At 64.1% G+C, this 23,707-nt stretch carries 29 protein-coding genes; 11 read left to right on the forward strand and 18 right to left on the reverse strand.

The features are described 5' to 3' along the window. Positions 1 to 25: 25 nt before the first annotated feature. Both B2K11_RS11710 and B2K11_RS11715 read right to left on the reverse strand, forming a co-directional pair. Entirely contained in the window at positions 26 to 526 is a 501-nt protein-coding gene (locus B2K11_RS11710) for a DUF805 domain-containing protein (RefSeq protein WP_163618461.1), read from the reverse strand. Positions 527 to 618: 92 nt separating this feature from the next. Next, complete coding sequence (locus tag B2K11_RS11715; RefSeq protein ID WP_163618462.1) at positions 619 to 1,113, reverse strand: hypothetical protein; 495 nt, start codon at positions 1,111 to 1,113, stop codon at positions 619 to 621. Between the two features lie 128 nt (positions 1,114 to 1,241). Between B2K11_RS11715 and B2K11_RS11720 the strand changes: the two genes are divergently transcribed. After that, positions 1,242 to 1,850, forward strand: a complete 609-nt coding sequence (locus B2K11_RS11720; protein WP_163618463.1) for a DUF3887 domain-containing protein — start codon at positions 1,242 to 1,244, stop codon at positions 1,848 to 1,850. Between the two features lie 141 nt (positions 1,851 to 1,991). On the opposite strand, the gene B2K11_RS11725 is transcribed toward B2K11_RS11720, so the two are convergent. The 5 genes from B2K11_RS11725 to B2K11_RS11745 form a co-directional block, all read right to left on the reverse strand. Then, positions 1,992 to 2,555, reverse strand: coding sequence for a hypothetical protein (locus tag B2K11_RS11725; protein ID WP_163618464.1), 564 nt, complete (start codon positions 2,553 to 2,555; stop codon positions 1,992 to 1,994). A gap of 155 nt (positions 2,556 to 2,710) precedes the next feature. Continuing rightward, positions 2,711 to 3,016, reverse strand: coding sequence for a hypothetical protein (locus tag B2K11_RS11730; protein WP_163618465.1), 306 nt, complete (start codon positions 3,014 to 3,016; stop codon positions 2,711 to 2,713). A 720-nt stretch (positions 3,017 to 3,736) separates the two neighbouring features. Next, positions 3,737 to 4,762: a hypothetical protein gene (locus tag B2K11_RS11735; protein WP_163618466.1), complete on the reverse strand. Its 1,026-nt coding sequence runs from the start codon at positions 4,760 to 4,762 to the stop codon at positions 3,737 to 3,739. A gap of 186 nt (positions 4,763 to 4,948) precedes the next feature. Then, positions 4,949 to 6,007, reverse strand: coding sequence for a CHAT domain-containing protein (locus B2K11_RS11740; protein WP_163618467.1), 1,059 nt, complete (start codon positions 6,005 to 6,007; stop codon positions 4,949 to 4,951). A 503-nt stretch (positions 6,008 to 6,510) separates the two neighbouring features. Beyond that, positions 6,511 to 6,708, reverse strand: coding sequence for a YegP family protein (locus B2K11_RS11745; protein ID WP_163618468.1), 198 nt, complete (start codon positions 6,706 to 6,708; stop codon positions 6,511 to 6,513). Positions 6,709 to 7,453: 745 nt separating this feature from the next. Here B2K11_RS11745 and B2K11_RS11750 point away from each other — a divergent pair. Next, positions 7,454 to 8,056 carry a hypothetical protein gene (locus tag B2K11_RS11750; protein WP_163618469.1) on the forward strand — a complete coding sequence of 201 codons (603 nt, stop codon included), beginning with the start codon at positions 7,454 to 7,456 and terminating at the stop codon, positions 8,054 to 8,056. 1,062 nt (positions 8,057 to 9,118) lie between these two features. Continuing rightward, the gene (locus B2K11_RS11755) at positions 9,119 to 9,631 is read left to right on the forward strand and encodes a hypothetical protein (protein WP_163618470.1); all 513 of its coding nucleotides are present in this window, start codon (positions 9,119 to 9,121) and stop codon (positions 9,629 to 9,631) included. 420 nt (positions 9,632 to 10,051) lie between these two features. Here B2K11_RS11755 and panD read toward each other — a convergent pair whose 3' ends face one another. Beyond that, on the reverse strand, positions 10,052 to 10,585 hold the full coding sequence (gene panD / locus B2K11_RS11760; RefSeq protein WP_239525975.1) for an aspartate 1-decarboxylase: 534 nt from the start codon (positions 10,583 to 10,585) through the stop codon (positions 10,052 to 10,054). 161 nt (positions 10,586 to 10,746) lie between these two features. On the opposite strand from panD, the gene B2K11_RS11765 reads away from it, so the two are divergent. Both B2K11_RS11765 and B2K11_RS11770 read left to right on the forward strand, forming a co-directional pair. Beyond that, positions 10,747 to 10,944 (forward strand): hypothetical protein, encoded by a 198-nt coding sequence (locus B2K11_RS11765; protein WP_163618471.1) that lies wholly within the window; start codon positions 10,747 to 10,749, stop codon positions 10,942 to 10,944. Positions 10,945 to 11,279: 335 nt separating this feature from the next. After that, positions 11,280 to 11,954 carry a TetR/AcrR family transcriptional regulator gene (locus tag B2K11_RS11770; protein ID WP_163618472.1) on the forward strand — a complete coding sequence of 225 codons (675 nt, stop codon included), beginning with the start codon at positions 11,280 to 11,282 and terminating at the stop codon, positions 11,952 to 11,954. A gap of 36 nt (positions 11,955 to 11,990) precedes the next feature. Here the strand turns inward: B2K11_RS11770 and B2K11_RS11775 are convergent, their stop codons facing one another. The 4 genes from B2K11_RS11775 to B2K11_RS11790 form a co-directional block, all read right to left on the reverse strand. Then, a complete protein-coding gene (locus tag B2K11_RS11775) occupies positions 11,991 to 12,290 on the reverse strand; it encodes a Dabb family protein (RefSeq protein ID WP_163618473.1) in 300 nt (99 codons plus the stop codon). A 66-nt stretch (positions 12,291 to 12,356) separates the two neighbouring features. Then, on the reverse strand, positions 12,357 to 12,800 hold the full coding sequence (locus tag B2K11_RS11780) for a cupin domain-containing protein (protein ID WP_163618474.1): 444 nt from the start codon (positions 12,798 to 12,800) through the stop codon (positions 12,357 to 12,359). Further along, positions 12,797 to 13,681, reverse strand: a complete 885-nt coding sequence (locus tag B2K11_RS11785) for a fumarylacetoacetate hydrolase family protein (protein WP_163618475.1) — start codon at positions 13,679 to 13,681, stop codon at positions 12,797 to 12,799. Before B2K11_RS11785 ends, B2K11_RS11780 begins: the two co-directional genes overlap by 4 nt. A gap of 49 nt (positions 13,682 to 13,730) precedes the next feature. Continuing rightward, positions 13,731 to 14,519 (reverse strand): SDR family NAD(P)-dependent oxidoreductase, encoded by a 789-nt coding sequence (locus B2K11_RS11790; RefSeq protein ID WP_163618476.1) that lies wholly within the window; start codon positions 14,517 to 14,519, stop codon positions 13,731 to 13,733. 247 nt (positions 14,520 to 14,766) lie between these two features. Here B2K11_RS11790 and B2K11_RS11795 point away from each other — a divergent pair, with 247 nt between their 5' ends. The 6 genes from B2K11_RS11795 (at position 14,767) to B2K11_RS11820 (ending at position 20,400) form a co-directional block, all read left to right on the forward strand. Beyond that, entirely contained in the window at positions 14,767 to 16,158 is a 1,392-nt protein-coding gene (locus B2K11_RS11795) for an FAD-dependent oxidoreductase (RefSeq protein WP_163618477.1), read from the forward strand. Between the two features lie 12 nt (positions 16,159 to 16,170). Further along, a complete protein-coding gene (locus tag B2K11_RS11800; RefSeq protein WP_163618478.1) occupies positions 16,171 to 16,596 on the forward strand; it encodes a Rid family hydrolase in 426 nt (141 codons plus the stop codon). 175 nt (positions 16,597 to 16,771) lie between these two features. Beyond that, a complete protein-coding gene (locus B2K11_RS11805; protein WP_204260097.1) occupies positions 16,772 to 18,220 on the forward strand; it encodes an APC family permease in 1,449 nt (482 codons plus the stop codon). Positions 18,221 to 18,560: 340 nt separating this feature from the next. Then, positions 18,561 to 18,818 carry a hypothetical protein gene (locus B2K11_RS11810; RefSeq protein WP_163618480.1) on the forward strand — a complete coding sequence of 86 codons (258 nt, stop codon included), beginning with the start codon at positions 18,561 to 18,563 and terminating at the stop codon, positions 18,816 to 18,818. Then, on the forward strand, positions 18,815 to 19,825 hold the full coding sequence (locus tag B2K11_RS11815; protein ID WP_163618481.1) for a zeta toxin family protein: 1,011 nt from the start codon (positions 18,815 to 18,817) through the stop codon (positions 19,823 to 19,825). The genes B2K11_RS11810 and B2K11_RS11815 overlap by 4 nt, the downstream gene beginning before the upstream one ends. Continuing rightward, positions 19,822 to 20,400: a recombinase family protein gene (locus tag B2K11_RS11820; RefSeq protein WP_275575835.1), complete on the forward strand. Its 579-nt coding sequence runs from the start codon at positions 19,822 to 19,824 to the stop codon at positions 20,398 to 20,400. Before B2K11_RS11815 ends, B2K11_RS11820 begins: the two co-directional genes overlap by 4 nt. On the opposite strand, the gene B2K11_RS11825 is transcribed toward B2K11_RS11820, so the two are convergent. The 6 genes from B2K11_RS11825 to B2K11_RS11850 all read right to left on the reverse strand — a co-directional run bounded on the left by B2K11_RS11825 (position 20,382) and on the right by B2K11_RS11850 (position 23,345). Beyond that, positions 20,382 to 20,600, reverse strand: coding sequence for a hypothetical protein (locus B2K11_RS11825; protein WP_163618483.1), 219 nt, complete (start codon positions 20,598 to 20,600; stop codon positions 20,382 to 20,384). The genes B2K11_RS11820 and B2K11_RS11825 overlap by 19 nt on opposite strands. A gap of 64 nt (positions 20,601 to 20,664) precedes the next feature. After that, positions 20,665 to 20,955: a hypothetical protein gene (locus B2K11_RS11830; RefSeq protein ID WP_163618484.1), complete on the reverse strand. Its 291-nt coding sequence runs from the start codon at positions 20,953 to 20,955 to the stop codon at positions 20,665 to 20,667. Between the two features lie 229 nt (positions 20,956 to 21,184). Beyond that, complete coding sequence (locus tag B2K11_RS11835) at positions 21,185 to 21,436, reverse strand: hypothetical protein (protein ID WP_163618485.1); 252 nt, start codon at positions 21,434 to 21,436, stop codon at positions 21,185 to 21,187. A 19-nt stretch (positions 21,437 to 21,455) separates the two neighbouring features. Further along, positions 21,456 to 22,598 carry a hypothetical protein gene (locus B2K11_RS11840; RefSeq protein WP_163618486.1) on the reverse strand — a complete coding sequence of 381 codons (1,143 nt, stop codon included), beginning with the start codon at positions 22,596 to 22,598 and terminating at the stop codon, positions 21,456 to 21,458. A 4-nt stretch (positions 22,599 to 22,602) separates the two neighbouring features. Beyond that, positions 22,603 to 23,079, reverse strand: coding sequence for a hypothetical protein (locus B2K11_RS11845; protein ID WP_163618487.1), 477 nt, complete (start codon positions 23,077 to 23,079; stop codon positions 22,603 to 22,605). Then, entirely contained in the window at positions 23,076 to 23,345 is a 270-nt protein-coding gene (locus tag B2K11_RS11850) for a glutaredoxin family protein (protein ID WP_204260098.1), read from the reverse strand. Before B2K11_RS11850 ends, B2K11_RS11845 begins: the two co-directional genes overlap by 4 nt. Positions 23,346 to 23,707 lie beyond the last annotated feature (362 nt).

A 23,707-nucleotide genomic window follows, 5' to 3' on the forward strand; every position in this document is an offset into this window, starting at 1 on the left:
ACCGAGTTTCGCGCACAGGAGAGTTCTAGTCGAAGCGTGCGCCATCGGCCCGGGGACGGCGCATCGCGAGGAGCAGGACCACGATGCTTCCGGCCGGTACGAACGCCAGCAGTGCCCACCAGCCCGACACGTTCGAATCGTGAAGTCGTCGCACCGCTACCGTCACGCCGGGGATGACGGTGGCAAGCATCCACAGCCCGGCGAATAGGAGCGCGAAGGACGCGATGGGGTTGCTGGGCACAGCGCCCTGGGCCCAGTGGAAGATCTCGAAGTGCGCGTAGAAGAGTGAGCCGAACGGTCCGAGGGCGATAGTCGGTTCCGGAGTCTCGCCGGTTACCAGGACGGGGACGCCGATCTGCGCGATGCCCAGTACGACCACGTTGACGAGGACCCACCACCAGTACTCGCTACGGCTGGCGCGGCCTCGCAGCCGAAACGCGTTGCGGACGAATCGCTCCATCGCGATCAGAAGTGAGGCGCGGCGGAGCGGCACGCTGGTCGGAAGGATCACATCTGCGTAGGCCATCGCCGCGATCCTAGCGGGAGCATTGTCGCGGCCGCGTTGTGCGTCAGAGCGCCCGCTGGCCGACTCCTTGCCGTGCGAGCGCCGGGCGGCCGTCAAGCTCCGCGGCGGCCGCCCCGTTCGGCGTGCCAGTACGCGGCATCCTGACTTCCGACCCGGACGATCCTGTCGTCGGCTGGGGGCGCATGCCAGAGCTGGACCGTGTACCAGTCGACGATGCCGTCGGCGAACTCGCGGGCCTGACCGGCATCCCTGCCACTCGCGCTGACGCGAACTCGATATGTGCCCGAAGGAACGTCGAGTGTGCCGCTCGACTCGCCTGCCCACGTCTCCCAGGACAGTGCGCCTTCGCTCACTTCCAGTGAGACTTCGACGACGTCTTCCGCCTCGTCCAGGTCAGGCTCATCCTGGTGCAATTCGATGCTGACGGCTGAGCCGCCCGATCGTCGGGCAAGCACCGCATGGACCACCCCAGGAACAGCAGCGCCCACCCAACCGTTTGTCTGGCCGGCGAAGAGCCGGTCGGCATCCCCATCGAAGCCGTCAGCACCCTGGCGAAGCGTGAACTGGCCGTAATCCGTGCGCACCACCTCGTCGAGAAGTATCAACACGCGTCACAGGCTAGCGACACGACCCAACACGTGCGCTTGCGGACCGCCTGGCGGCCCCAGCCAATGGCAGATTGACTTCCGAGCTCTTGTAAACTTACCCTTTACACATGCAATCCAGCTTGACAAGTGCTCTGGCCGATTTGGCGGCGCGTACTGACGCGCTGCTTGTGGCTCCGGTACTCGGCGATCCCGATAACCGCGTCGGGCTCGTCCTAGGCGCTGTCGGGATTAGGGAGAGCGCAGAGCGGGTTGTAGTCGCCGCCGTGCAGCAGGCGCGGAGCGAGGGAACGAGCTGGCAGGCCATCGGCGACGCGCTAGGTGTCACCCGACAAGCGGCATTTCAGCGCTACGGCAGACCCACCGATCCACGAACAGGAGAACCGATGAACACCACCCCGCTCGCCGAGGCCGCACCCATCGCCGCCTCGGTAATCGACGACCTCACCGGCGGGCGTTGGGACGCCGTAACCAGCCGCTTCGACACCGCAATGCAAACTGGTCTTTCCGAAGACGCGCTGGCCGCAGCGTGGGCGCAAATCGTTGGGCTCGCCGGTAGCTACGAAGGCCGCGGCGACACCGAAGCGACTCGGACGGCGGACATCACCGTCACCAACACGCCCCTGAGGTTCGAAGCCGGCGACTACGTCGCGCGCATCGCGTTCCGCGACGACCGCACGATCGCAGGTCTCCACATTCTGAACCCGGAACTTGCATGAGCAGTTCTGCGGCCGGCAACCGGCCGTCATCATCACCCTGACGCTTCCGAGATTGCGGAACCTCGTCATCATCACCGACAACAACGAAGCCCAGCCCAATCTCTCAACGAAAGCGCCCGCTGAGGGACCCGCTCTCGAACGTCAGTCCCCGTCGAACAGCAGGTCGGCCCGAGCCTCGTCAAAGTCGACGTCGACGCCCAGCCAAGCGTTGATTCTCCGGGCCGCGACCGCCGTCATTTCCGATGTGCCCGTGGTTATCCCAAGAGGAAATTCATGACGCTCAGGACTCTTCGGCCACAGCCAGACTGCAAACGGTGCTGCGTCGGCACCGCTTCCCGAGAAGAAGCCGTCGCTCAGCCGCATGACCGCAGGTAAAGGTTCTGCCGCCGACAGTTCACCACGCTCAAACCTCCGGGTGCGCCACCACGACACGACGATCAGCTCGTCCTTCGTGAGAGTCAGCCCGTACCGGCGGGAGCGAAACGCCGCCGACCACACGATCGGCGTCAGAATCACAGCCGCGATCAGCGCAAGAATCGGCAACCGGGCGGGTGTCTCCGCTCCGAACGTGGCCTCCATACCGACCGTCAAGATCGAGACCACGATCAGCACGACACAAACCAGAGCCATCGCTACTACCGCCATCGCAGTTCTGCGAACCCTCGTGCGCTGAAACGAACCGAGTCCGGCGATGGGGCCGAGCATGTTGAAAGCTGAAGGCGGCACACATCAATCGTCGCGGACCGCGCGTGGCAGTGCCGACACCTGTGGATGGATGCTCACGTCAGCCCATTCTGACGCTAGCTCCCGAAGATGCCGAGCGAGCTCGTCACCGACGCTCAAGGACCCCCACCGAGCGACTACATCTTGGCGAGTAAGGGCTCGAAGAACGCAGCCACTTCGGTGTCAATGGCGGGGTCCTTCAGCATCGTCACCACAGGCTCGTACCACAGCGCAAAACAGAAGGAGTTCAGCCGCCCCAGCGCGAGCTGATCCTCTAGGGAAAGCGGCTCGTTCGCGATGAGCCGACCGAGAGCGTCACGCGCTCCCGAGAACGACACGACGGCGAGGGCGTCATGCTCGACGACTCGTGTGGGCGCCAGCCATGAGCGATGCGGTTCGCCGGGGCGAGTGTTTGGAGACGCGGACATTTGGATCTCAGTCACCTGAGCACTCAACCGCATTCTCGGCAACAACGGAACTGTCGGTACTCACGTCGAGTGAGGGTCTGTGCCCGCTCGCGCAAGGACCCGCACACGCGCCGCCGAAGAGGATCCGCGAGTATGCGAGGTAACGGGTTCATCTCGAACCCGTTCGTCTTGCGTGCTGGTGCGATATCAAGTGAGCGTGTTGTCCTTGATTGCGTCTCGGTGGTTGGTGAGGGTTGCGGCGCTTGGCGTGGCGATGCTTTGCGTGACGGGATGCTCGGCGCACTCCGCAGCATCGTGTGTCGCGCCAGAGGCGACCGCGTCACCCGAGACCGGTACGCCCGGCTGACCCCGTGACGATCGCCGGGCAGTACTGGCAGCCGTGCAACGACACGAATCACTCCACAGAAGACCCTTGGCCCAGCGTGTCGATCGAGTGGAGCCAGGCGAACGAAGTGTCGTCGCTTGGGAGCATCCCCATCGAGGACGGTGCTTTTAGTGGGAAGGTTGAGATCCCCGCTGATGCCAGCCCGGGCGGTGCGGTGCTGCGGATCAGCGCTGGGTACTCCGAGCTCGAATTGCCGATCACTGTCTCAGCGCCATAGCGCGTCGCGCGATTGTCGACCGGCATCCGCACTCCGGCCGACCTGCTTGCGGGGCGGGTTGGCTAAGAACGCTCAAACAGTCCTCGGCCGCACTCTGCGCGATAGCCGTCGGGTGCATTGAATGCATTCCGGCTCAGTCAAGGACGTGGCGAGATGTGATGAGGAACTCAGCATCCGAACCGCCGTGGGTATCACGCCAGGTGAAGCCGAGCCCGCGTAGCCATAAGTCGAGGACATCTGCGAGTTGCTCAGCGTTCTCTCGCATCTCCGTGGGTGACGTCCGAGTTGCGGGGGACGGGACTTTGGCGAGCTCCTGCTCGAATCGCTCCCAGTACCGGTCGGCCAGAGCCATCCAATCGGCGACGCCGTCATCGGGTCGCGCAGTCAACTTCGAGATCCGGCGGGCAGCCGCCACGTTTGCTAGAGCCTTCCAAGCGTGCTGACTCTGTTGCAGAACGCCGTACATCAGGCGTTCTACGTTCCTGTGGCGGTCGTAGTCAGCGACGACCGCTCTGAGGCCCGCACGCCAGGCGGGCAGAGTCTCCGGCGCGACACTGAACTCGAACGGCTCGCGCAGTTCCCCAGCAACGCCAAGCTCCGCCCGATACTCGTCGATCACATCGTGGGCAAGTACGAGAAAGCTCGCCCGAGCGCGCGGTGCATCCGAGAAGTCGCCCTCATCCTCGCCGGCCTGCTTCATGATGACGTGCTGGGCTTCGTGAACCACAGTACGTATGGCCAGTCTTCTTCGACTTCCGGAGCCGGCGATCCAGTCATCTGCTTGATCTGCTTCCATCAGATCTCGCACCGCATCGTCATCCGTGTAGAACCAGTAAGGGATCAGGACATGGGTCTGCGCGCCCACCCGCATCGTCTTTCCGCCCAGCACCCCGGCACCGCGCTCGTCGTCGAAGGCCTCACGATCGACCTCTCCCGAAAATCGTGCGCGAGCAGACTCGACTATGTCGCCAGTCACCACAAGGACCACCTGTTCGGGGTCGAGAGCATACCTGCCGAGCACCCCCCGTGCGAGGTTCACCTGCTCAGTCGGGACCCATGTGTCGGAATTCATTCCGAGCAAGACCGGATTCACGTCCTCGAATGCGTAGGCGGTGAAGAAGGTCGTGACCGGCCCTGCATCGTCTTCATTCGCGGACACGCGTCGATCCTCGCACGCTAGCAACATTCCGCCCGCTAGGCAGCCGGATCAGGTTTCTGGCTGCCGTCACCGCCGACAAATCAACGCCCGGCGAGCGTGTCCAGTTGCGCTGGCAGTAGGAGCCCCGGCTCCACTGCCGGCGGTCGACGAGCGGTGACAGAAGCGCAGCCGGGCGTGCGCCGCCAGTCACGCGGGCTTTACGAGGATGGCAGCGGCGGGATCGACGTCATCCGCCGAGCTCAGGGTCGGCAGGTCAGCACCGTCCAGCCCGCCGAGTTCAAGCGCGGCACGGCCAGCACGGTGGGCCGCATCAATCGACTGCCCGTTCGCGATGTTGGCGTAGAAGCGCGTCGCGTACGTGATGGCATCAGTGTCGTCGATCTCGTCGGCCATCCCGATCGCGAATGGTGCTACCTCGTCGACGAGGCGCTGTAGCTGTCCGGCAGAGTGGCACGAGTTCAGCACTATCAGTAGCGGCGGATCGTCGGTTGCTTGGATAGCGTTCGCAAACGCCTGCGCGGTGACGATGACGCCCTCATGCAGTTCGTCCGCTTCGTCTTCGAACTCGATGAGGTCTTCGTTGCTGTGTCCGGAAAAGTGGATGACGTGCGGTCGAAACTTCGCAAGTCCGTCGAGGAGGTCCTCCGTGGTTGCCGCCGGACGAACGTCGAGCTCGACATGGTCGCGATGTAGAGCTGATTCGATCGCCGTGCGGATGCGCTTCTGCTCGCGACCAACACGCAATCCCCCATCGGCGGATGCGCCTAGCATCAGAATCCGAAGCTTCTCGGGCTTGGGTTCGGGGAGCCGGCGACCCAATTCCTGGATGCTGGCTTCGTTCTGCAATAGCCGGGCGCTCAGTGCGTTCTGATCTGCCGCCGATCTGCGTGCCAGTGCCTGCTGTTCTCGCTGCCTGGCCTTCTCCGCGGCAGCCGCTTCCGATTGCTCCGCCCGGGATAGGCGAGACGAGATTGAAGCCTCCTCCTTGGCGTATCCGGCCGAGCGCGCGGCCCATCGAGAAGCTTCATTGCCCGCGGCCTTCGCCTCGTCCTCACGCCGATTAGCCTCATTCATTCTGCTCCGAGCGGTCGTCGCGTTGGAGGCTTTCGCGGCCAGCTGGCGCGCCTTGGCAGCCTCCGCTCGCTTCTTTGATTCCTTGGCCCGGGCCTCCCCGGCCTTCTTCTCGGCGTCGAGCCGCTGCTTGCGTTTGCGATCGAGTTGACCTCTGTACTGATTCGCGCTCATTCGTGCTCCATTCGCGCTGACGTGTCGCGTCATTCTTAGCGTGTGGATGGGACAGTCGTCCGTCACCCTTTGTCGAGAAAATGTCGGAGGATGCTCGCTCCCACTTGGCTCCAGGGTGGCTGCTTAACTCAAGCATCGGGTTATCGAGAGGTCGTCGGTCGATGACCTCCCAAAAGCATGGCGACCGCTGCGCTTTCGTCCGTCGCGCGATAGCGATCGCTCTTTCGAAGTGCACGCCGAGAGACCGCGCGCAGAGCTGCGCGGATTCATCGAGCCATCGGTGACGATGGCCTCGCACCGCCGCCGACCGAAAACCTCGAAGGGCGCACCGCCGAAGCGGTACGCCCTTCGAGCGCTGGAGCGCTTAGATGCGAACGTTGAACACTGCGCCGCAGTGGGCGCAGCGCGCCGCGCCGGCGGTGAGCCGGGTGAACGGCCCGAGCTTCCTGTGGCAGCGGGGACAGGGGACGTAGATCAGGCCGTTGACGCGACGTGTAACCATGTCAGAACCGGCGCGCCAGGCTGGTGGTGTCGTGCACGGAGGCCGTCGGCGCGTACAACTTCACCGAGCGGATGCCGTTCTCGGCGCTCGCCTTCGAGAGGTACATCTCCGACGTGGCGATCACTTCGTTATTCGGGGCCTTCAGCGTCCAGTAGTAGTGGATACCGTTCGCGGCTCTTTTGATCTCGAACTTGCCCATTGTGGGTTTCCTCCAATTGCTCTTGTGTGACACGCCCAACATTTGGTGGACGTGATCGACGCGCGTACCTTGGAGGAAAGTTCCCCGCCTCAGAGGAAGCTTCCGGCCCCAGGTCAGTTTGCCGCTGACCTAGGGGCCTTTTCCGCGGCTGGTCTGCCGACGCCATTAAGACTACATATGGGCACCGACATTCGTTAGCACCACAAGGGCTAGTAGTTACATCGGTGTGATTATCCGTAGTTCTCCCCAAGTTCTACACAGGTTGTCCACCGTTCCATCCACAGAACGCTCCTGGCGGAAAACTGCAGAAGAACGCCAATAATGCGGCGCGGGGGCGCCATCTGTCCACAGGCACATCCGCGTTCGAGAGCGGTCTCAAGCTTTTTCTGTGGACGGCGTGTCGTCGGCGTGTCGCGTGTCAGTTCGCCTATTGTCCAAGGCGCAAATTCATGGTTTGCCTGGCGGGCGTCGAGAGCTCCACCCGCACGGCGGTGGCACTCGCGCGTCTTGAGCACTTCGGGTGACATCGCTGACCTCGGATGCGCGAGCGACGCCTTGCGCGTTCGCGATCGGGATTGGAGCAGCAGGAGCGTTGCCGTCGCTGCACGTTCACTCAGGTTTCGGGTGGCCGGAATGCGCGGTAACCACCCCAATAGCGCCCACGCGGGTTCAAGGATCCCGTGTCGGGTGCGTTCCCTATGATCATGCAGTCAGTTCGTTCGACGGGAAGCCTGGGGAGGAATCCATGAAGATTCGCGGTGCGATCGTGTCACTCATCGTCGGTGCAGCGCTTGCGCTCGGCGGTTGCTCGGCCGGTGGCAATGGGGCGACTAATAGCTCATCCGCTTCTCCCGCGGCAATCGAGGTCGAAGAGCAGCTGGTGACTGTCGACGTGCGTGTTGCGCGCTCCCTGCTGGACCAGAGCGGCTCCCTCACGGACGAGGAGATCGTGGCCGGTGCTCGCGAGAAGGGCATCGCCGCAGTCGTAGACGGCGACGCTGTCGTCTACACAATGACCAAGCCGCAGCGCGACGAGATGCTCGCGCAGATGCGTTCGTCCGCGCAAGATGCCGCGGATGAGTTGATCGCGGATGAAACCAACTGGGTGACTGGCGTTGAGTTCAACGATTCGATGACGTCGTTCGAGGTCTCCGTCGACGGCCATCGGTACGGCGCGCTTGAGAGCCTCCTTGCCCTCGGGTTCTATGTTCAGGGTGCCCTCTACCAGCAGTTCAATGGGGTAGCCCCCGATGACATCGACGTGATCGTCGATTTCATCGACGACGCAACCGCCGAGGTGCTCGATAGCGGCTCGTACCAGGAGATGCGGGCGAACCTCGAGCAGTAGACCGGGTGCACCTGAGGACTCCAGCGTCGCTCTTGCGCCTCCAGCGGCGTTCTAATATCGGCGACACAGGACGGCGCCGCTGTGTGACGCGACTCGGTCGAACCCACTTGGGGTCTGCGTTCGTGCCCGCCCGCAACGGGATCCCCGAGCCGCACCCCCGCCCGATGTCGGACGCTCCGTCTAGCGTCGGGCCATGGAGATAGGACTGGTGATTGCACTAGTGGGCGCTTGCGGAACGGTGTTCGGTGTTCTTATGGGTTCGTTAATCACCGCCGGTCTGTCAGCGCGCAATACTCGGAACGTCGAGAGTCGAGCGACCGATCGCAACTCCGCCAGCGACTTGCTCAAGGCGCTGGGGGAAGTGCGGGAGGTAGCGCGACGCTCATTGCCGGTGGACTCGATCGGTAGCGAAGGCATCGCGGCCGCCGCTACCACTTGGGGCGGTGCAGTCATCAGGCGCGAAGGTCAGTTCCCTCCGGGTGCGCGCCACATTGGCCACAGTGTTGTCGACGCACTCGCAGAGCATGTCGGGAATGCGGCGCGTGCACACCGCGACCCGAGGTGGGGCTCTTTACCACTGGGTGAACTCACTGAGGACGGACGCGAGACCGCAGTTGCATACATAGACCACGTCAGCGAGTGGCTCACCCGCAGCGAACAGAAGGGCACCTGGCGCCGAGGGCTGGCCCGGTATCACGAATGGGTTCGCATGCATGAACGCCGCCGCTCCGAACCGGTGCGGAGCCGCCTGGACGGGATGCTTCGTCGACTTCCGAGCGAGCGTCCCGCAGGCTAGTCGGAGCAGCCCACCCGAGGTGACCGCCGGCGAGTACCGGAATGGAGGCGTACGCCCCCAACGCTCATCGCACGTCTTAGGATCGGCTCATGAGCCTCGTCGGCCTCACCGCTGCGAGCGACCGAGCAGCCACGTTCGGCGACGAGCATTTCTGCGCCTGGGGAGATACCGGGCGGTCTCGAGGATCCCGGGACGTCCGCCTCCATTGCGAGCAATCCGCTCCAACAGAATGAATCCGGACATCGAACTACGGAGAGGCAACCGCCATGCACCCCGACGATGAGGCGCGCACCTGGAGCAAACGCCGCGGCGCTGAAGGTCCCGCCGAGGACGACTGGGAGGCTCGCGGCCTGCTCATCGAAGAGGTCTACCCGCTCGCCCAAATCAGCCCGGGGAAGACCGAGTCGCAGTGCTCGTCATGCGGGACCGGCAAGGAGGATCCGTGGTACCGCGCCGAAGACATCTCGGTCGTGCTTCACTGGCAGCCCAAGGCTGATGTCGCCGCGCACGTGTATGGCTGGTGGTACTGCCCAGACCACGTCAATCGGACCAAACTGCCGTGGTCGCACTGGCAGGAAGCGCCTGAGGAACTATGGGGGCCGCGACTTCGGTCGATCAAGTACCCGGACTGCCAGCAGGCCATCGGTCTGGGCGCCTCTTGTGGTCAGCCGTACGCCGGCGTCCGCGACGACCAGCCAATGTGCGCCGAGCATATCGAGCGCTTCGACACCGCCGAGCGGCTTTCGATCCTAGAACGTCGGCTGCTCGGCGACTCCTGATCGGATAGAAGGGCCGAGCGTTGACCGTTGGCCTTCGTTATACGGCTCGTTTGTCGACCTGAGCCGCATTTGAGAACAAACACGACTCTTCCTGGTGCCCGCCCCATTGCGAGAGTGTCACGGTCACTATGCGCGCTGAGCACCGGTCCGGCGTGTCGGGAGGCGCTGACACTCCCCCTCTACACGCACCGAAGCCCGTCTCTCCGCGCACGGCGACGGCCCTTCACCGTGCTCATAGTGCTGTGGTCACCCTTGGGGACGGCAGAGCCGAGACCGGGTCGCGAGATACTTCATGCGCGATGGGCGTTCCGCCTCCCTTCGTCGCACGCAGAGGGGTCCTGAACGGGCCTGCGGCCGGATGTGGATAGTCATGTCCGGATGGATCTTGAGTTTGGCGGGCGGGTGGATGGATCCGGCTTGTCAGTTCTGCACGTGCAGGTGCGCTACCGCGTCGTCGACGCTGATCGCCGTGTTGCTGCGGTCGACATGAACGACGACCGGCTCGTATGAGTCGAGTTCGTCCTCGTCGTAACCGGCGTACGAGATCACGATGATGGTGTCGCCCCGGTGGACGAGGCGTGCGGCCGCGCCGTTGACCTGGATCTCACCGTCACCTGCGACGCCTGCGATCGTGTAAGTCTCAAAACGGGCACCGTTGTCGATGTCGACAACGTGAACCTGTTCGTGCTCACGGTTGTCCGCCGCCGCGAGCAGGTAAGGGTCGATCGTGATCGATCCCACATAGTTCAGGTCGCTGCCCGTGACAGTCGCACGATGAATCTTCGACTTCAGCATCGTGCGTCGCATGCGGACTGCACCTCCCGGTCTCGTGGGCGCGTCGCCCGCGCCAACACTTCGCCAACGCCTCGTTTCAGCCTCGCCCGTTGTGGGATGAGATGCAAAAATACCGTCACGAACAGCAACCACCGCGGAGGCGACGAAGTCGGAGCACACGCGCGGCGGGATCCCCCGCCCTCTCTGACGCCCTCTCTGCGCGCACTGCCGAATACAGATCGACCACTGGCGGAGCCTGAGTGCCGCCTTTCTCGAGTGCGCGCCCAGCCTGAAATGTCCCAGTCACCGCGTAACCTCCAGTCGGAGGAAGGAAAGCGCCGATGGAGATCGACTGGTCAGGGCTTATCTGGGAAAGCAGGTGGACCGCGCTCGAGATCCTGTGGAACTCCATCATCGTGAACATCGCGACTCACTGGTGGTTTGGCCCGCTTCTGTTCCTGCTGCTAGTAGCCGCGGGATGGAACGGTCTGGTTCGCCTGGGTCTCTACGTTGCCAGGGTGTTCGCCCACACTCAGTAGTCGCTCGCCTGCCGAATCGTCCACGCTTGCGAGCGGAGGTAACCCTCCGCGATAGGTCTGCCCGCATCCAGCTCGTCGGCGGCGGGAAGAATGTCCGCCATTCAGGCCACGCGAGTTCCGCCCGCGTGGCGGACTGGGCTGGTGTCGGTTCCCGCTTGACTCCGCCCAGAACCCTGTTCGTCCACGCTAGTTTGCGAACGTTTCTGACCTCGTGCGCGCTACTCTGCGCGTTACTACAGCCTGGCTCGGCGTCCGCTTGCGGCGTGGCCATGACGAGCCTTCCGAACACTCGTTAGGATGAAGCTTGATGTCACTCCTGACCGTTTGGAATCCTCATGTCTGACGCAATGTTCCGCGTTGATGCTCTAGAGAAGCTCCAGGCGACTCTCGCGGCTTTCGATTGGACCGGGTTGACGGACGGCCGTCGTCAGATCCTGGACGCGTTTCTTCGCTTGGCCACTACGACGGGCTACAGCTCGGTGACGATGCGGGCGCTCGGTAAGCAGGTGAATGTGAAAGCGCCCAGTTTGTATAGCCACTTCCCGGGGGGTCGGGACGAGCTTGTTGGTGCAGCGCTGCGGTGGCACTACTCGCAGTGGGCGGAGGGCGTCGTGGAGGTGCTCAGGGCGACGAACGATCCGAAGACGTTCCTCGATGTTCTGGTTGATCATCATGTGCGCAGTCAGCTGACGATGCTCGAGAACGACATGTTCGATCTACTGCTGGCGACTGATCGCATCAGTGGGATCTTGCCGGCAGAGACGCGTGCCGAGGCCCGTCATCTTGTCGGCTTGTACGACGCCTTGTACGTCGGGGTTATCCGGGATCTCGGGTACGAGGGCGATCTGTCACGTCTGGCGGCGGCGATCATAACCGTGCTCGATGGCGTGCGGTCGTGGAGCGGATGGGACGGCGATGAGGCGTCTTTGGGTGCAATCGTAGACACGGCTTCGCAGGTAGTCGGCGCGATGCTCGAATCACTATCTCGCGCACCCATCGACGTCCGATGACCAGACCGCCAACTTCGAACGGTTGGCAGTTAGTCGCTAGAAGTATGAGTCGACGATGGCGCGTTCAGACACGTGCTGATCCAGCTGGGACTTGACGGCCACGTGCAGCGGGTGACGAATGTACTCGTCGAGCGCTTCGGTGGACTCGTGGTGAGTGACAAGAACAAGATGCCAGTTCGTCGGCGTTGTGCCGAAGTCTGCGGCTACCCGCAGGTGTGTCAGCCCGGGCACGCGACCGCGCAGCTGCTCGAGGACGTCTTTTGCGAGCACGGCTTGGCCGTCGCGCTGTTCGCGGGAAGACCCGTTGAGCCGGAAGGTGACGACGTGCTGGATCATGAGTGGCTCCGCCTTCCACGGGCGGCGACGATACTGCCGTCGCCGCCCGTGATCATCGTTCAAGGGTCAGTCGCGGTAGTCGATCTCGATGTCGGCGACGTCTTCGTCGGGCAGGTTGATGACGATGTTGTCGGGCTGCCGAGCGGTGAGCCAGATGAGTTCCTGGGTGCTGCTGGCATTGCCCTCGATGTGCGGCATGTGAGGGGGGACGAAGATGAAATCACCCTCCTCGGCGTAGATGATTTCCTCGAATCGTTCTCCGAAGCGAAGGAAGGCGCGTCCCTGGAGGACGTAACCGCCTGTCTCCGCTTCACCGTGGTGGTGCGGATCTGATGCCTCGCCGACCGCGGTGAAGACCTTCCCGAACCACAGGCTCTCCACTTCGGTGTTGCGGGGCGTGACGCCGGCGTACCGGCGCGCTTTGGAGGTCTGGTCATGGTCGAGGAAGGGGAGTTCGTCCCGCTTCTGCACGCTGGGGCGCTTGTACTGGGTTTGCGGTGTGTCTGTCATGGCTTTCCTTTCACGGCGAGCGTGTCTTGAGTGCGGCTCTCGGGAGACGCTGTCGCGGGGTGCGGCTCACCGAGGCGTATGGTGTTGACGAGGTCGCCGATTCCTTCGATCCGGGTCGTCATGACGTCCCCGGACCGGAGGAATCGCGGCGGTTTCTGCACGAATCCGACGCCGCCGGGGGTGCCGGTGGCGATCATGTCGCCTGGCTCGAGTGTGAGGAATTGACTGAGGTATACGACTAGGTCGACGGCTCCGAAGATGAGGTTTGAAGTCGTCCCGTCCTGCTCGACCCGATCGTTCACGATGGTCTGCACCCGCAACCCGTCCGATGGATCCAGCTCATCGGCGGTGACGATCACCGGCCCGACCGGGGTCGACCGGTCGAAGTTCTTGCCCTGGAACCATTCCGATGTGCGACGTTGCCAATCGCGGACGCTGACGTCGTTGAGCACGGTGTAGCCGAGGATGGCCTCACGCGCTTGCTGCTCGCTCGCTCGCTTGACCTGGGACCCGATGACGACGGCCAGTTCGGCTTCCCAGTCGATCTCGGAACTCAGCGGAGGCAATTCGATTTCGTCTCGGGGGCCGATGAGAGCCGTCGCGACTTTGCTGAACAGCGTGGGCACGTCTGGGGGTTGCTTGCCGACCTCGGCGGCGTGGTCGTGGTAGTTCAGTCCGACGCAGATCACTTTCCCGGGCCTAATGACCGGCTGAGTAAGCTCGCCCGGCGCCGGTGCTTCGCCGGGCTCACTGCTCTGCTCACGCCAAAGCGGATCGCGAAGCAGTTCGTCCACATTGCCCGCCGCATAGAAGAAGGTGCCGGAGTCGTCCTGTCGAAACGCTCTGGTGGTCCCTCCGACGAGTGCCGTACCGAGCTTCACAGTCTCCCTTTCCTTGGTATCCGACCGAGGGCGTGCCGTCTCGGGCTGATCAGACGAGCGTGGCGCCGCCGTCGATCATGATGCACTGGGCGGTCATATAGTCGGAGTCGCTGGAGGCCAGGAACAGTGCTGTCCCGACGATGTCCGCGGGGTAGGCGTTGCGGCCCCGGATGATGCCCTTCTCGTACTCACCCAAGGCCGTTCCGGGTCGATCGATGTCGCCGATCTTGTAGAGGTCCTCGTCGAGCTTGTCCCAAAGGGGTGTGACAACGACCCCGGGAGCGAACGCGGTGACCGTGATGTCGTGCTGGGCCAGCGCTTTCGCTGCGGACTGAGTGAGGGAGATCACCGAGGCTTTGGAAGCGCAGTACGGCGCGAAGGTCGGAAATCCTTCTCGGCCGGCCATGGATGACGTGTTGATGATCTTGCCGCCGCTGCCCTGCGTGATCATCTGCTTGGCCGCCTCCTGGGTGCCGATCAGAACGCCCAGGGCGTTGACGTCCATCACCGCGCGGAAGTTGTCCTCGGTGACGTCGAGGAACTGCATCGCCTTGTTGTAGCCGGCGTTGTTGAACCAGGCATCCAGTCGACCGAACGTTTCGACTGCAGTCTGGATCGCCGCGCTCACCTCATCGCGATTAACGACGTTTGCGACCGCGTATACGGCCCGCCCACCGCCGTCCTGGATGCGCTGCACGGCGGCGGTCGCTGCGTCTTCGTTGAGATCTACAACGAGGATGCAGGCGCCTTCCCGGGCGAAGGCCTCAGCGAAGGCCAAGCCCATTCCGCTGCCACCTCCGGTGATCCCGATTACTTTCTGGTCCAGTCGACCGGTCATGGTCTCCGTCCTTCCGGCGCTTCTCTGCGCCATACGTGTGCTGAGCGTGCTGAGTGGGTAGTGAGATCGGTGGGCGCAGACTCTGGCGCTTCGACGATTCATGCGTTACCTTACTAACGATCGTTAGCAAACGCAACCTCCCGGCAACACCGTCGAAACTTGCGCTCACTAACGTTTGTAAGGCTTCGAGTTATGGCAGCTCTGTCTCACTCGATGCGTGTTCCCGTCCGAGAGAAATGAGACAGCTATGACCAACAATCCGGAACCAGACCGTACATCCGACGTCCTCGTCATCGGCGGTGGCCTCTCCGGGATGACGGCCGCGTACACCCTGACGCAAGCCGGCCTCACCGTGACCGTGCTTGAAGCGAAGGACCGAGTCGGCGGCCGCACGCACTCGGATGCCACCGTGCCCGGCGGCCCACTGGATCTCGGTGGGATGTTCATCGGTGCGACTCATCACCGGTCCCGCGCCCTCGGCGAGGCGCTCGGGCTGACGGCGGTCGCGGCGCGCCCGGAAGGCCAGATGTCATACCGGGTAAACGGGGACGTGGTTCGCGCGCCGGACGGCGGCTACCCCGCCACGTTCGGAAGCACGGACGGTATTGACCGCAAGCTCACCGCCGCGTACGCCAAGTTCGACGACCTCGCGGAACAGGTCGGCGCCGACGCACCCTGGAACAGCCCGATCGCTAAGGAGCTTGACGCCGTCACCGTCGCGACGTGGCTCGAAGCAAATGTGGAAGACCCGCTCGTGCGGGCCATCATGACCACCGACCTGAACATCATCGTCGGCGCGGACACTACCGAGATGTCGATGCTGTTCTGGGCGCAGTACGTCGCCAAATGCGAGGGGATGCATGCGCTGCAAGTCACCGCGCAGGACGCGCTGTGGTTGGGCGGCTCGCAGCAGATTTCACAGCGCATAGCCGAGCTTCCCGGAGTGACGGTACTCACAGAATGGCCGGTGCATTCGGTGGTGTACAGCGACGGGGAGGTTACAGCGATCTCACCGCGCGGCCAAGTGACGGCGCCGGCCGCGATCATCGCCATGCCGCCCTCAGCGGCCGCCACCCTCGTCTTCTCGCCGGTCCTGCCCCACCCCCGTCGGCAGTTGCAGAGCCGCGCGCCGATGGGCCGGGAGACGAAGGTGCAGGTTCGCTACGCCCGGCCGTTCTGGCGCGACGCGGGCCTGTCTGGCGAGATCTTCGACCTCGATCTCGGCTACCTCGCGCTGGACGTGACTCGCCCTGGAGACGAACAGGCCACCATCGTGGCCTTCATCGGCGGGCGCGACTACGACCAGTGGTCAAGTCTCGCGGACAATGAGCGACGTATCCGAATCCTCGCGTCCCTCGAGGCCGTGATCGGCGCCGAAGCGCGCGAGGCGGTCGGGTATTTCGAGACCGACTGGCCGACCCTGCCTTACACACTGGGCGCCCCTGTCACCGTGATGCCCCCCGGGCTGCTCAGCACCGTCGGGTCGGCTCTCACCGACCCGGTCGGACCGATCCGTTTCGCCGGCACCGAGGCCGCAGCAATGTGGACCGGCTACATGGAGGGCGCCGTCCAAGCCGGCGAAGCCGCAGCCTCGAGCATCCTCAGCGACCTCGTCCCCGCCGCTGTCGCATCAGTCTGAAGGGAAACCGACATGACCGACACCTTCTCCCGCGACGACTTCCACCGGTTGATCCCCTCCGGAAGCGAGCAAGACGCCGCTACCTACGGGCTCGCCCCCGGGCTGCGCAGCGGCGACCTGATCTTCGTCTCCGGACAGCTGGGCGTTGACTCCGACGGCACGATCCCTGCCGACGGCGCCCGCCAATCCGAACTCGCGCTCGACGCTCTCATCAATGTCCTCGCGGAAGGGGGCGCCACTCTCGCCGATGTGGTGCTGCTTCAGACGTTCCACAAGGGCGGGATGGCAGCCACCAACGAATGGTTCCTTCCCGTCAAGAACCGATACTTCCCCGCCCCGCATCCCGCGTGGACCGGCGTCGGCGTCGCCGACCTCGGCGGCGAAGGCGCCCTCATCGAGATCGGCGCGATCGCCCGCGTCGTGGCACAGCCCAACTAACCCCCGGGTATCACCACCGCAGCGGACTACTCGCCAACCGCTGACATCTCATCGACAATGCAGTACCTCACCAAGGAGCTCACCCCTTATGTCCGACTCAACCGCACCTCCGCCCATCGTCGCCACCGACTCTCCGTCGGACGTACCCGGCTCCCCCAAGAGGCTCACCGGGCGGATGACTGCCACCGCACTCGCCCTCAGTGTGCTTGCCTTCTCAGCACCCATCGCGACCGTCACCGGATTCATCCCGATCGCCATCGCCGTCAACGGCGAAGGCGCAGCGTTCGCGTTCCTCGCCGCCGGAGTCTTGATGCTGCTGTTCAGCGTGGGGTACATGGCGATGACGCGCTCCGTTCCCAAGCCCGGTGCGTTCTACACATTCGTGACCAACGGACTCGGGAAAGAAGCCGGTCTCGGGGCGGCATACGTCGCGACCGTCTCCTACTTCATCATCATGGCGGGGCTGTACTGCTTCTTCGGCATCTCCACCGTCGAACTGATCACCGGCTTCGGCGGGCCCGAGACACCGTGGTGGTTGTGGACGATCGCCGGCTGGGCATTCGTCAGCGTGCTCGGCTACTTCCACATCGAGCTGTCCGCCCGAATCCTCACCGTCGTGATGGTGTTCGAGGTCCTCCTCGTGCTGATCTTCGACGTCGTCGTGGTCGCCCAGGGAGGCGCGGAAGGCCCCACCTTCGCCGCATTCCTTCCCACCACGTTCGCTCAAGGCGACATGGCTGTCACCTTGCTGTTCGCGATCCTCACCTTCATCGGATTCGAGGCCACCGCCCTGTTCCGCGACGAGGTCCGCACTCCCAACAAGACCGTCCCCCGTGCGACCTACTCGGCGGTGGCCTTCATCGCGCTGCTGTACAGCGTCTCCGCGTTCGCGCTGACCACGGCGTATGGATCCAGCGCACAGGAGATCGCGATCAACGAGCCGGCCACCATGTTTACCAACGCGATCATGCAGTACGCCGCGCCGTTCTTCGCCCAGGTCACCTATGTTCTGGTCGTCACCTCGGTCATCGCGTCCGCGTTGTGCCTGCACAACATCCTGGCTCGGTACATCTTCAACCTCGCCGCCGATCGCGCCCTCCCGCACACCCTGTCGGCAGTGCACACCAAGCACCACTCGCCGTACCGCGCATCCAACGCCGTCGCCGGGCTGGTCGTGATTGTGCTTATTCTTCTTGCGGTGTTCGGCGCCGACGCGGGAACGATCTACGCGCGCCTCAGCGGACTGGGATCCACCGGCATCATCTGCCTGATGGTCCTGGTGAGCGTTGCGATCATCGGCTGGTTCGCACGGAAGCGGAAGGCCGCGGGCGAGAATGTGTTCGTCTCCTACATCGCCCCCGCTCTAACCGCACTCGCACTGGGTGTCATCCTCATCTTCGCGATCCTCCGATTCGACCTCGTCGTCGGTGGCGCGCCGGGCGAGCTGACCTGGCTGGTGCTGCTGCACGTGGTCGCATTCGTCGGCGGGGTGGCGGTCGCGTTGTACATGCGAGCCCGAAAGCCCGCCGTCTATCGAGGACTAGGACGGGCGGAGATCCCGGTCATCGACGCCATGATTGACGCGCAGAAGAGCCGGGCACGATCAAATGCCGTGAACCAATAGAGGCTGCCGCTTCGGCGATACAGTCACAAGGAAGTGGGACTGCGCGAAGGCTCGCGCAGTCCCACTTCGTCCGCCGATCACCCCCGCTCGCATGTAGCGCGTGCGTCAGCGGATCTGCGCGGCACGGCGGCAGGACACACGAAGTCCGTGCCGACGGCGCGGCCCGACACTCACCGCGCGTCTGGCGGCAACTCCAGGCCCTTCAGCGTCAGGGAGAATACGTCGGCTGCCCCCAGCGCTCATGACGACCCCTCCCGAACGGTCCTCATCTGAGTCAACGTCTGCGTCGATACTCCGCTCGACGTTTCTGACGGGCCAATAGACTGCTGACGGAGGCCAGATGACTGAGCAACGATCGGCATGGCGAGCGAACGACGTCGTCGCGTACGAGGCGATGCGCGATGCTGCCGACACCGCAATCGCGTTGCTCTTGCGCCTCTCGAGGGAGGGTGCATTTCTGGCGAGTCGCGCTCATTCGGAGGCTGCTGCGATCCGCCGCCAGGTCTTCGAGGTGGATGGATTCGATCGCGACGCCGTCAACGCCACTCGTCTAGCTCTCGAAGAGCGAATCGGTACTCTCTCAGGCTCGTTGCCGTGAGCGATCTCATCCCGTCCGAAGAGGAGACGGCGCGAATCTTCGACGAACAGATCCTTCCGATCGTCTTCCCCAACGCGCCATCACCCGCGAGACCCTCGCTCGTGCTGCTCGCGGGACAACCCGGCGCCGGCACATCCAGAGCAACCGCGCAGATGCTCGCAGACTCGCCGACAGACATGGTGGTGTTGAACGGAGACGACCTTCAGGTTTTCCATCCAAACTTCCTCGCCCTCGCCCGCTCGCGATCGGCGGAGGCGCCACAACTTCTCTCTCAATCGACTGCGAGCTGGGCGCGAAGCTGCTTGCGGCACGCTCGCACCATCGGGCGGTCACTGCTCGTCGACGGCTCGTTCCACTCTCCGGAAGTTGCTCTGCGGACGGCTGACCTCTTCGCTCACCAAGGTTTCGCGACGCGGGTCGTCGTTGTGGCCACGCCGAGGGCAGAGAGCCTTCTGGCTGCGGCATCCCGCTACCTTCTTGACGCTCAGGGTGGCCGCGCGTCGCGCTTCACCAGCGTGGGCGCCCACGATGCTGATTGGAACAGCACTCGCGCACTGATCGGCGAATTGGAGGCGACGCCATCCGTCGACAAGCTGACCGTCATCGGGCGCGACGGACGGGCGTGCTTCGATGCCGAGCGAACCGCTCCCGAGGGATTCGCCGGTGCGACCCGCGCACTCCTGCGGGAACAGTCCGCCTCGATGTCCAGCGGCTTCGCCATGCGGTGGATGTCGGAGCTGCGGTCCATGACCGACTACGCATTGGCCGCCGGCCAAGCATCCAGACCGCTCGCCGAGCTGTTGATCGAGTTGCATGGGGTGGCACTCAATGAGGTGCTCTCCCAGTTGGCATTGCCCGCTCACTCGAAGGCCCGACCGGCAGCCGAGGCGAACCTTGCCCGGCGGCTGACCGAGCTGCGTAGAGCAGCCCCAGCAGTGCCACGCGGAGAGGATCTCGCCGCACCGGCCGTGTCGCCCATTCAGCCCGACCGCGGCATCTCGCGATGAGCCGAACAGTCGGGTATGTGCGAGATCTCCTCGCACGTGGGGACGGGGAGGCGGAGGTCAAGGCGCTCCGCATGCTCGGCGCGTCCCGGGTCTACGTCGACCGGCTCGACGTCTCGGCAGCGCGGCGGCCCGAGCTCATCGCGTGCCTGCAGAATCTTCAGGCGGGTGACACGCTTCTGATCCCCAGCGCTGTGATGCTGTCGCACTCCGTGGAGCACTTCGTGTCCACCGTCGCGCAGTTGCGACGTCGCGAAATCCTCATGCGTTCGATGACGGAGCCCGCGTTGTCGACCGCCGGCGGCACGGGCGCCAGCATAGGTGACACGCTCGATGCGCTCGACGGTCTGCGCAGCCGACTCATCGGTATTCGCACGCGCCAGGGTATGGATGCCGCGATCCTCGCCGGCCGTAAGCCGGGACGGCCACGGGTGATGACGGAACAGCGAATCGCCGTGGCTCAAGAGCTCCGCGCGCAGAAGCGCTCATACATGCAGATCGGTCGAGCGCTCGGCGTCAGCGAGGCGGCGGTTCGGCGAGCCTTGGGCAGTTCCGCTGGTCACGCCCTGCCCAAGTAGCCGGCGGCGTCCGCTCCGACTACGGCGAACGCCGCTAGTGCGAGAACAGCGAACATCATGGCGACGCCCAAGGTCCGCAGCATCCGTCTGAGGTCTCCGCGAAGCGTTGCTCCGGCGATCACAGGCAGCGTCAGCACGATGCAGGCGCTGCAGATCGCCGCGGCGGCAAAGGTCAGTGCCGTGATGCTCGGCTCGTTCATGATCGGCTCCTGGACGGATGTGTCCCTTGGCATCGACTGTCCTCGTGGCATCCGACATCAGCTCTCAATCCGAGCGGAGAGGGCTCCTCGCCTCGAGGTCACTCATCAGCCAGCGGCGGACGACCTCGCCGTGCTCGTCGTCCCAATCCGGCTCGGTCAGCGCCCATCGGTGCATGAGGCGTGCGGCAACTCCGGGATGCAGTCCCGCGTCAAGCACCTCGGCGAGCGCCTCAGCCTCGTCGAACTGCAGGCTGCAGATTACCTCCTCCTCACGGCCGTCGAGCAGCTCTGCGAAGACATGCGCCAGCCGGTCCACCGCTTCTTCCAGTTGATCCCATCCGGCGATGGTGTTCATGATTCGACCTCCTGTTCATCTGTTCTGTCTGACTGTTCTGACGCCTTCCTGGCAAGTGGCGTCGTTTGCGACCGGAGGGTGGCGCAGTGCCGGGTCGTGGAATACCGGAACCCCGGAGCGACAGCGGAGGGGTGAGGATATGCCGCGAAAGCCCGGAACGAAGCACCCAGGAGGGAGCTACGATGACCGGCCAGGAAAGGCTCACCGCACATCAGTTCAGCCTTGCCTGCTAGAAAGCGCGGCTCAGCAGGTCCCGGATGAATGCCTGCCGATCATCGGCAGCGCCGGTAATCAGATCCCGGATGCGTTCACGAAGCACCGCGACCTCGTCTGATGGAAGACTGCGAAGCGGTTCCAGACACCAGTCGAGGTCTTCGTCGATGGTGTAACCCGGCTCCTCGATGGGTTTTTCGGGGTAGTAGGTGAATGCGGCGAACGCCACCAGGGAGATGGTGGCTTCGGCGTCTGCACGGTCGAGCATGATGAGCTCCTTTCCTTCATCATCGGTTCAGTCCGGTGCTATGTAGCGGTGCCGCTCCGACACTGTGTGGTGCCGCCGGATCGGGATGTGGAGAGCGGGGGTTGATTCGGAGGCGTCGGTTCACTTCGTGTCCGATCGCGTCGAGGCGGGCGTTCTCGGGTGCCTCTGCGGCACCCTTTGCGACGAGTTGCTTAACCCGTTCGATGGCTCGTGCTCGTTGCCGGGCGGTCATCTCGGCTTGTCTGGCTGCCTTCTCGGCTTCGTAGGCGAATCGTCGAGCCTCGCTCACGCGGAGCCGGTCGGAAGGGTCAGGCGCGTTCAGCAGGTACGCGAGTGCCCGGCATCGTGCACTGTCCCGGTTGAACCGATCGATGAGAGCCGGCGGCGTCGGGCCGAAGACCTCGGACAGATTCTGTTCGAGCACCTCCCGAGTGGCCCGGATCCTGGAGAAGAACTCGTCCGCGGCGGCGGCGTTGGCATCGCGCTGTTGCTTCGTGACGGTGTGCAGCCGACGTGGCGGCAACCCTTCGCTACGGCGGAGTCGTTCACGACGGCGCCACTCCCGGTGGTATGCGCGCCTGGCTTCGGCATCCTCCGCGTACTTCTCTCGCAGGTGCGCGGTGATGCGCCCCGCGTTCGCCGTGTAGTACGCGCGAGCCCTGTCGCGGGCCTGTTGCGGGTCCTCCCAGTACTTGGCCCGGAGCTTCGCGTTCTCCTGCTGCCTGTGGCTGTCTCTCCAACGCTGGTTGCGGGCATTGGTTTGCGAACGGTACCGATCGGGATCGGCCGCGCGCCGTGCCGCACGCCGCTCCCGCTGATAGTCGAGGTATTCCTGCCGGTGCGCCGCGTAGTACTCACGCTGATACTGCCGCCGCGCCTCCCGCCGCTGCTGTTCCGCGCGCTTACGGGCGTCGTACGACTTCATGTACTCGCGCTTCTTGCGCAGGACTTCCTCACGATGTTCGGTGTTGTAGCGGCGACGGTACTCGGAGATGTGCTCTGCGTTTCGCTCGCGCCACCGCCGCTTGGACTCGGCGATCTGTTCCGCATGCTCCTGGCGGTATCGTCGCCGGCGCTCCCGCTCGGCCTCTTGCTGGCGTTCAGCCGCTAGTCGGCGCTCCTGTGCCATCGTGTCGCGTGGCGACTCCCCTTCGTCAGCCACGAGGTCACCACCCCGACCCGACCCCGTCGAGTTCCCCGCCCGCGGTAGGCAGCGGGTCCAATAGCGAGTCGGCCGGCGCGAACCGATCGCGAGGCTTGCGGGGCGTGCCGAGACGGAAGCGGGCATCGGCCTCCGCCGCACTGCGCTTGCCTCTCGGGAAGTACTCCTGGAGCACCCGACAGCCGGGATCGGGGATCACCCAGTGGCAGCGCTCACCCCACCACACCGTCAGGTTGAGTTCGGCTTCCTCGACCGAGTCCGCCCACACGCCGACGACATGTCCGTCGGCGAGCTGAGCGGTATGCCAGCTGCGATCGCCACCCTGGATGCCGCGCACTCGGAGCGCGTCGGTGATGAGTTCGTGACGATCCCGGCATTCGTGATCGGTCGCAGTCGCGCCGCTGATGGGACACGCCGCGCGGATACGCTCTCCCGCCTCGGCAAGAGTCTCGCCCGGCATAGCGGTCGACAGGGAGTTCATGACCGCGCTCCGATGCGAAGCGCCAGGTGATCGATGAGGTCTGGACGGAACCCTGACCAATGATGCTCGGGCTCGTCATCGACCACGACGACGGGAGCCTCGCTGTAGCCGAGGTCGTCGGTCAGGAACTCGCGGACGTCGACGTTGACCTCTTCGGTGATGTCGATGACCGTGAAGCGGATGCCGGCGGCAGAGAGGCATCGACATGTCAGGGCGCAGCGCATGCAGGTGGCGCCCGTCGAATACACGGTGACGCTGATCGTCATCGGTATCTCCGAGAAGCGGGAGCTATGGCATCCCCTGTCGAGCGGTGCGTCTGCTCACCGATCCATCGCTCAATATCCGAGAGCTTGTAGACGACGGTGCGTCCGAACTTCACATATTGCGGGCCACCGCCGTTTCGACGCCACGCGCCCAGGCGACTGAGAGGAACCCCCGGTAGAGAGTCCGCCAGTTCCTGCGGGGTCAGGAACGTGTGCTCGGGATCGTCTGAATGCAGCTGAACGATCGTGACCACGATTCACCTCCACTTGTCTATGTCACAGCTTGTTCAACACGAGTGAAGCACTATCTGCTACGCTATGCAAGAGGTCATGCAAAAGCGTCGCGCGGTTAGACAAACTAGGGA

It is taken from the genome of Microbacterium sp. B35-30, assembly GCF_010634855.1.
In the GTDB taxonomy this organism is placed as follows: Bacteria; Actinomycetota; Actinomycetes; order Actinomycetales; family Microbacteriaceae; genus Microbacterium.

What these genes read in the sequence shown, in the direction of transcription:
- B2K11_RS11850 (WP_204260098.1), bottom strand. Translation starts at nt 23,345, where the DNA reads ATGACGATCAGCGTCACCGTGTATTCGACGGGCGCCACCTGCATGCGC.
- B2K11_RS11825 (WP_163618483.1), bottom strand. Translation starts at nt 20,600, where the DNA reads ATGAACGAGCCGAGCATCACGGCACTGACCTTTGCCGCCGCGGCGATC.
- B2K11_RS11755 (WP_163618470.1), top strand. Translation starts at nt 9,119, where the DNA reads ATGCACCCCGACGATGAGGCGCGCACCTGGAGCAAACGCCGCGGCGCT.
- B2K11_RS11745 (WP_163618468.1), bottom strand. Translation starts at nt 6,708, where the DNA reads ATGGGCAAGTTCGAGATCAAAAGAGCCGCGAACGGTATCCACTACTAC.
- B2K11_RS11835 (WP_163618485.1), bottom strand. Translation starts at nt 21,436, where the DNA reads ATGCTCGACCGTGCAGACGCCGAAGCCACCATCTCCCTGGTGGCGTTC.
- B2K11_RS11805 (WP_204260097.1), top strand. Translation starts at nt 16,772, where the DNA reads ATGACTGCCACCGCACTCGCCCTCAGTGTGCTTGCCTTCTCAGCACCC.
- B2K11_RS11765 (WP_163618471.1), top strand. Translation starts at nt 10,747, where the DNA reads ATGGAGATCGACTGGTCAGGGCTTATCTGGGAAAGCAGGTGGACCGCG.
- B2K11_RS11770 (WP_163618472.1), top strand. Translation starts at nt 11,280, where the DNA reads ATGTCTGACGCAATGTTCCGCGTTGATGCTCTAGAGAAGCTCCAGGCG.
- B2K11_RS11820 (WP_275575835.1), top strand. Translation starts at nt 19,822, where the DNA reads ATGAGCCGAACAGTCGGGTATGTGCGAGATCTCCTCGCACGTGGGGAC.
- B2K11_RS11800 (WP_163618478.1), top strand. Translation starts at nt 16,171, where the DNA reads ATGACCGACACCTTCTCCCGCGACGACTTCCACCGGTTGATCCCCTCC.
- B2K11_RS11780 (WP_163618474.1), bottom strand. Translation starts at nt 12,800, where the DNA reads ATGACAGACACACCGCAAACCCAGTACAAGCGCCCCAGCGTGCAGAAG.
- B2K11_RS11740 (WP_163618467.1), bottom strand. Translation starts at nt 6,007, where the DNA reads ATGAGCGCGAATCAGTACAGAGGTCAACTCGATCGCAAACGCAAGCAG.
- B2K11_RS11775 (WP_163618473.1), bottom strand. Translation starts at nt 12,290, where the DNA reads ATGATCCAGCACGTCGTCACCTTCCGGCTCAACGGGTCTTCCCGCGAA.
- B2K11_RS11790 (WP_163618476.1), bottom strand. Translation starts at nt 14,519, where the DNA reads ATGACCGGTCGACTGGACCAGAAAGTAATCGGGATCACCGGAGGTGGC.
- B2K11_RS11830 (WP_163618484.1), bottom strand. Translation starts at nt 20,955, where the DNA reads ATGAACACCATCGCCGGATGGGATCAACTGGAAGAAGCGGTGGACCGG.
- B2K11_RS11795 (WP_163618477.1), top strand. Translation starts at nt 14,767, where the DNA reads ATGACCAACAATCCGGAACCAGACCGTACATCCGACGTCCTCGTCATC.
- B2K11_RS11710 (WP_163618461.1), bottom strand. Translation starts at nt 526, where the DNA reads ATGGCCTACGCAGATGTGATCCTTCCGACCAGCGTGCCGCTCCGCCGC.
- B2K11_RS11810 (WP_163618480.1), top strand. Translation starts at nt 18,561, where the DNA reads ATGACTGAGCAACGATCGGCATGGCGAGCGAACGACGTCGTCGCGTAC.
- B2K11_RS11720 (WP_163618463.1), top strand. Translation starts at nt 1,242, where the DNA reads ATGCAATCCAGCTTGACAAGTGCTCTGGCCGATTTGGCGGCGCGTACT.
- B2K11_RS11750 (WP_163618469.1), top strand. Translation starts at nt 7,454, where the DNA reads ATGAAGATTCGCGGTGCGATCGTGTCACTCATCGTCGGTGCAGCGCTT.
- B2K11_RS11845 (WP_163618487.1), bottom strand. Translation starts at nt 23,079, where the DNA reads ATGAACTCCCTGTCGACCGCTATGCCGGGCGAGACTCTTGCCGAGGCG.
- B2K11_RS11725 (WP_163618464.1), bottom strand. Translation starts at nt 2,555, where the DNA reads ATGCTCGGCCCCATCGCCGGACTCGGTTCGTTTCAGCGCACGAGGGTT.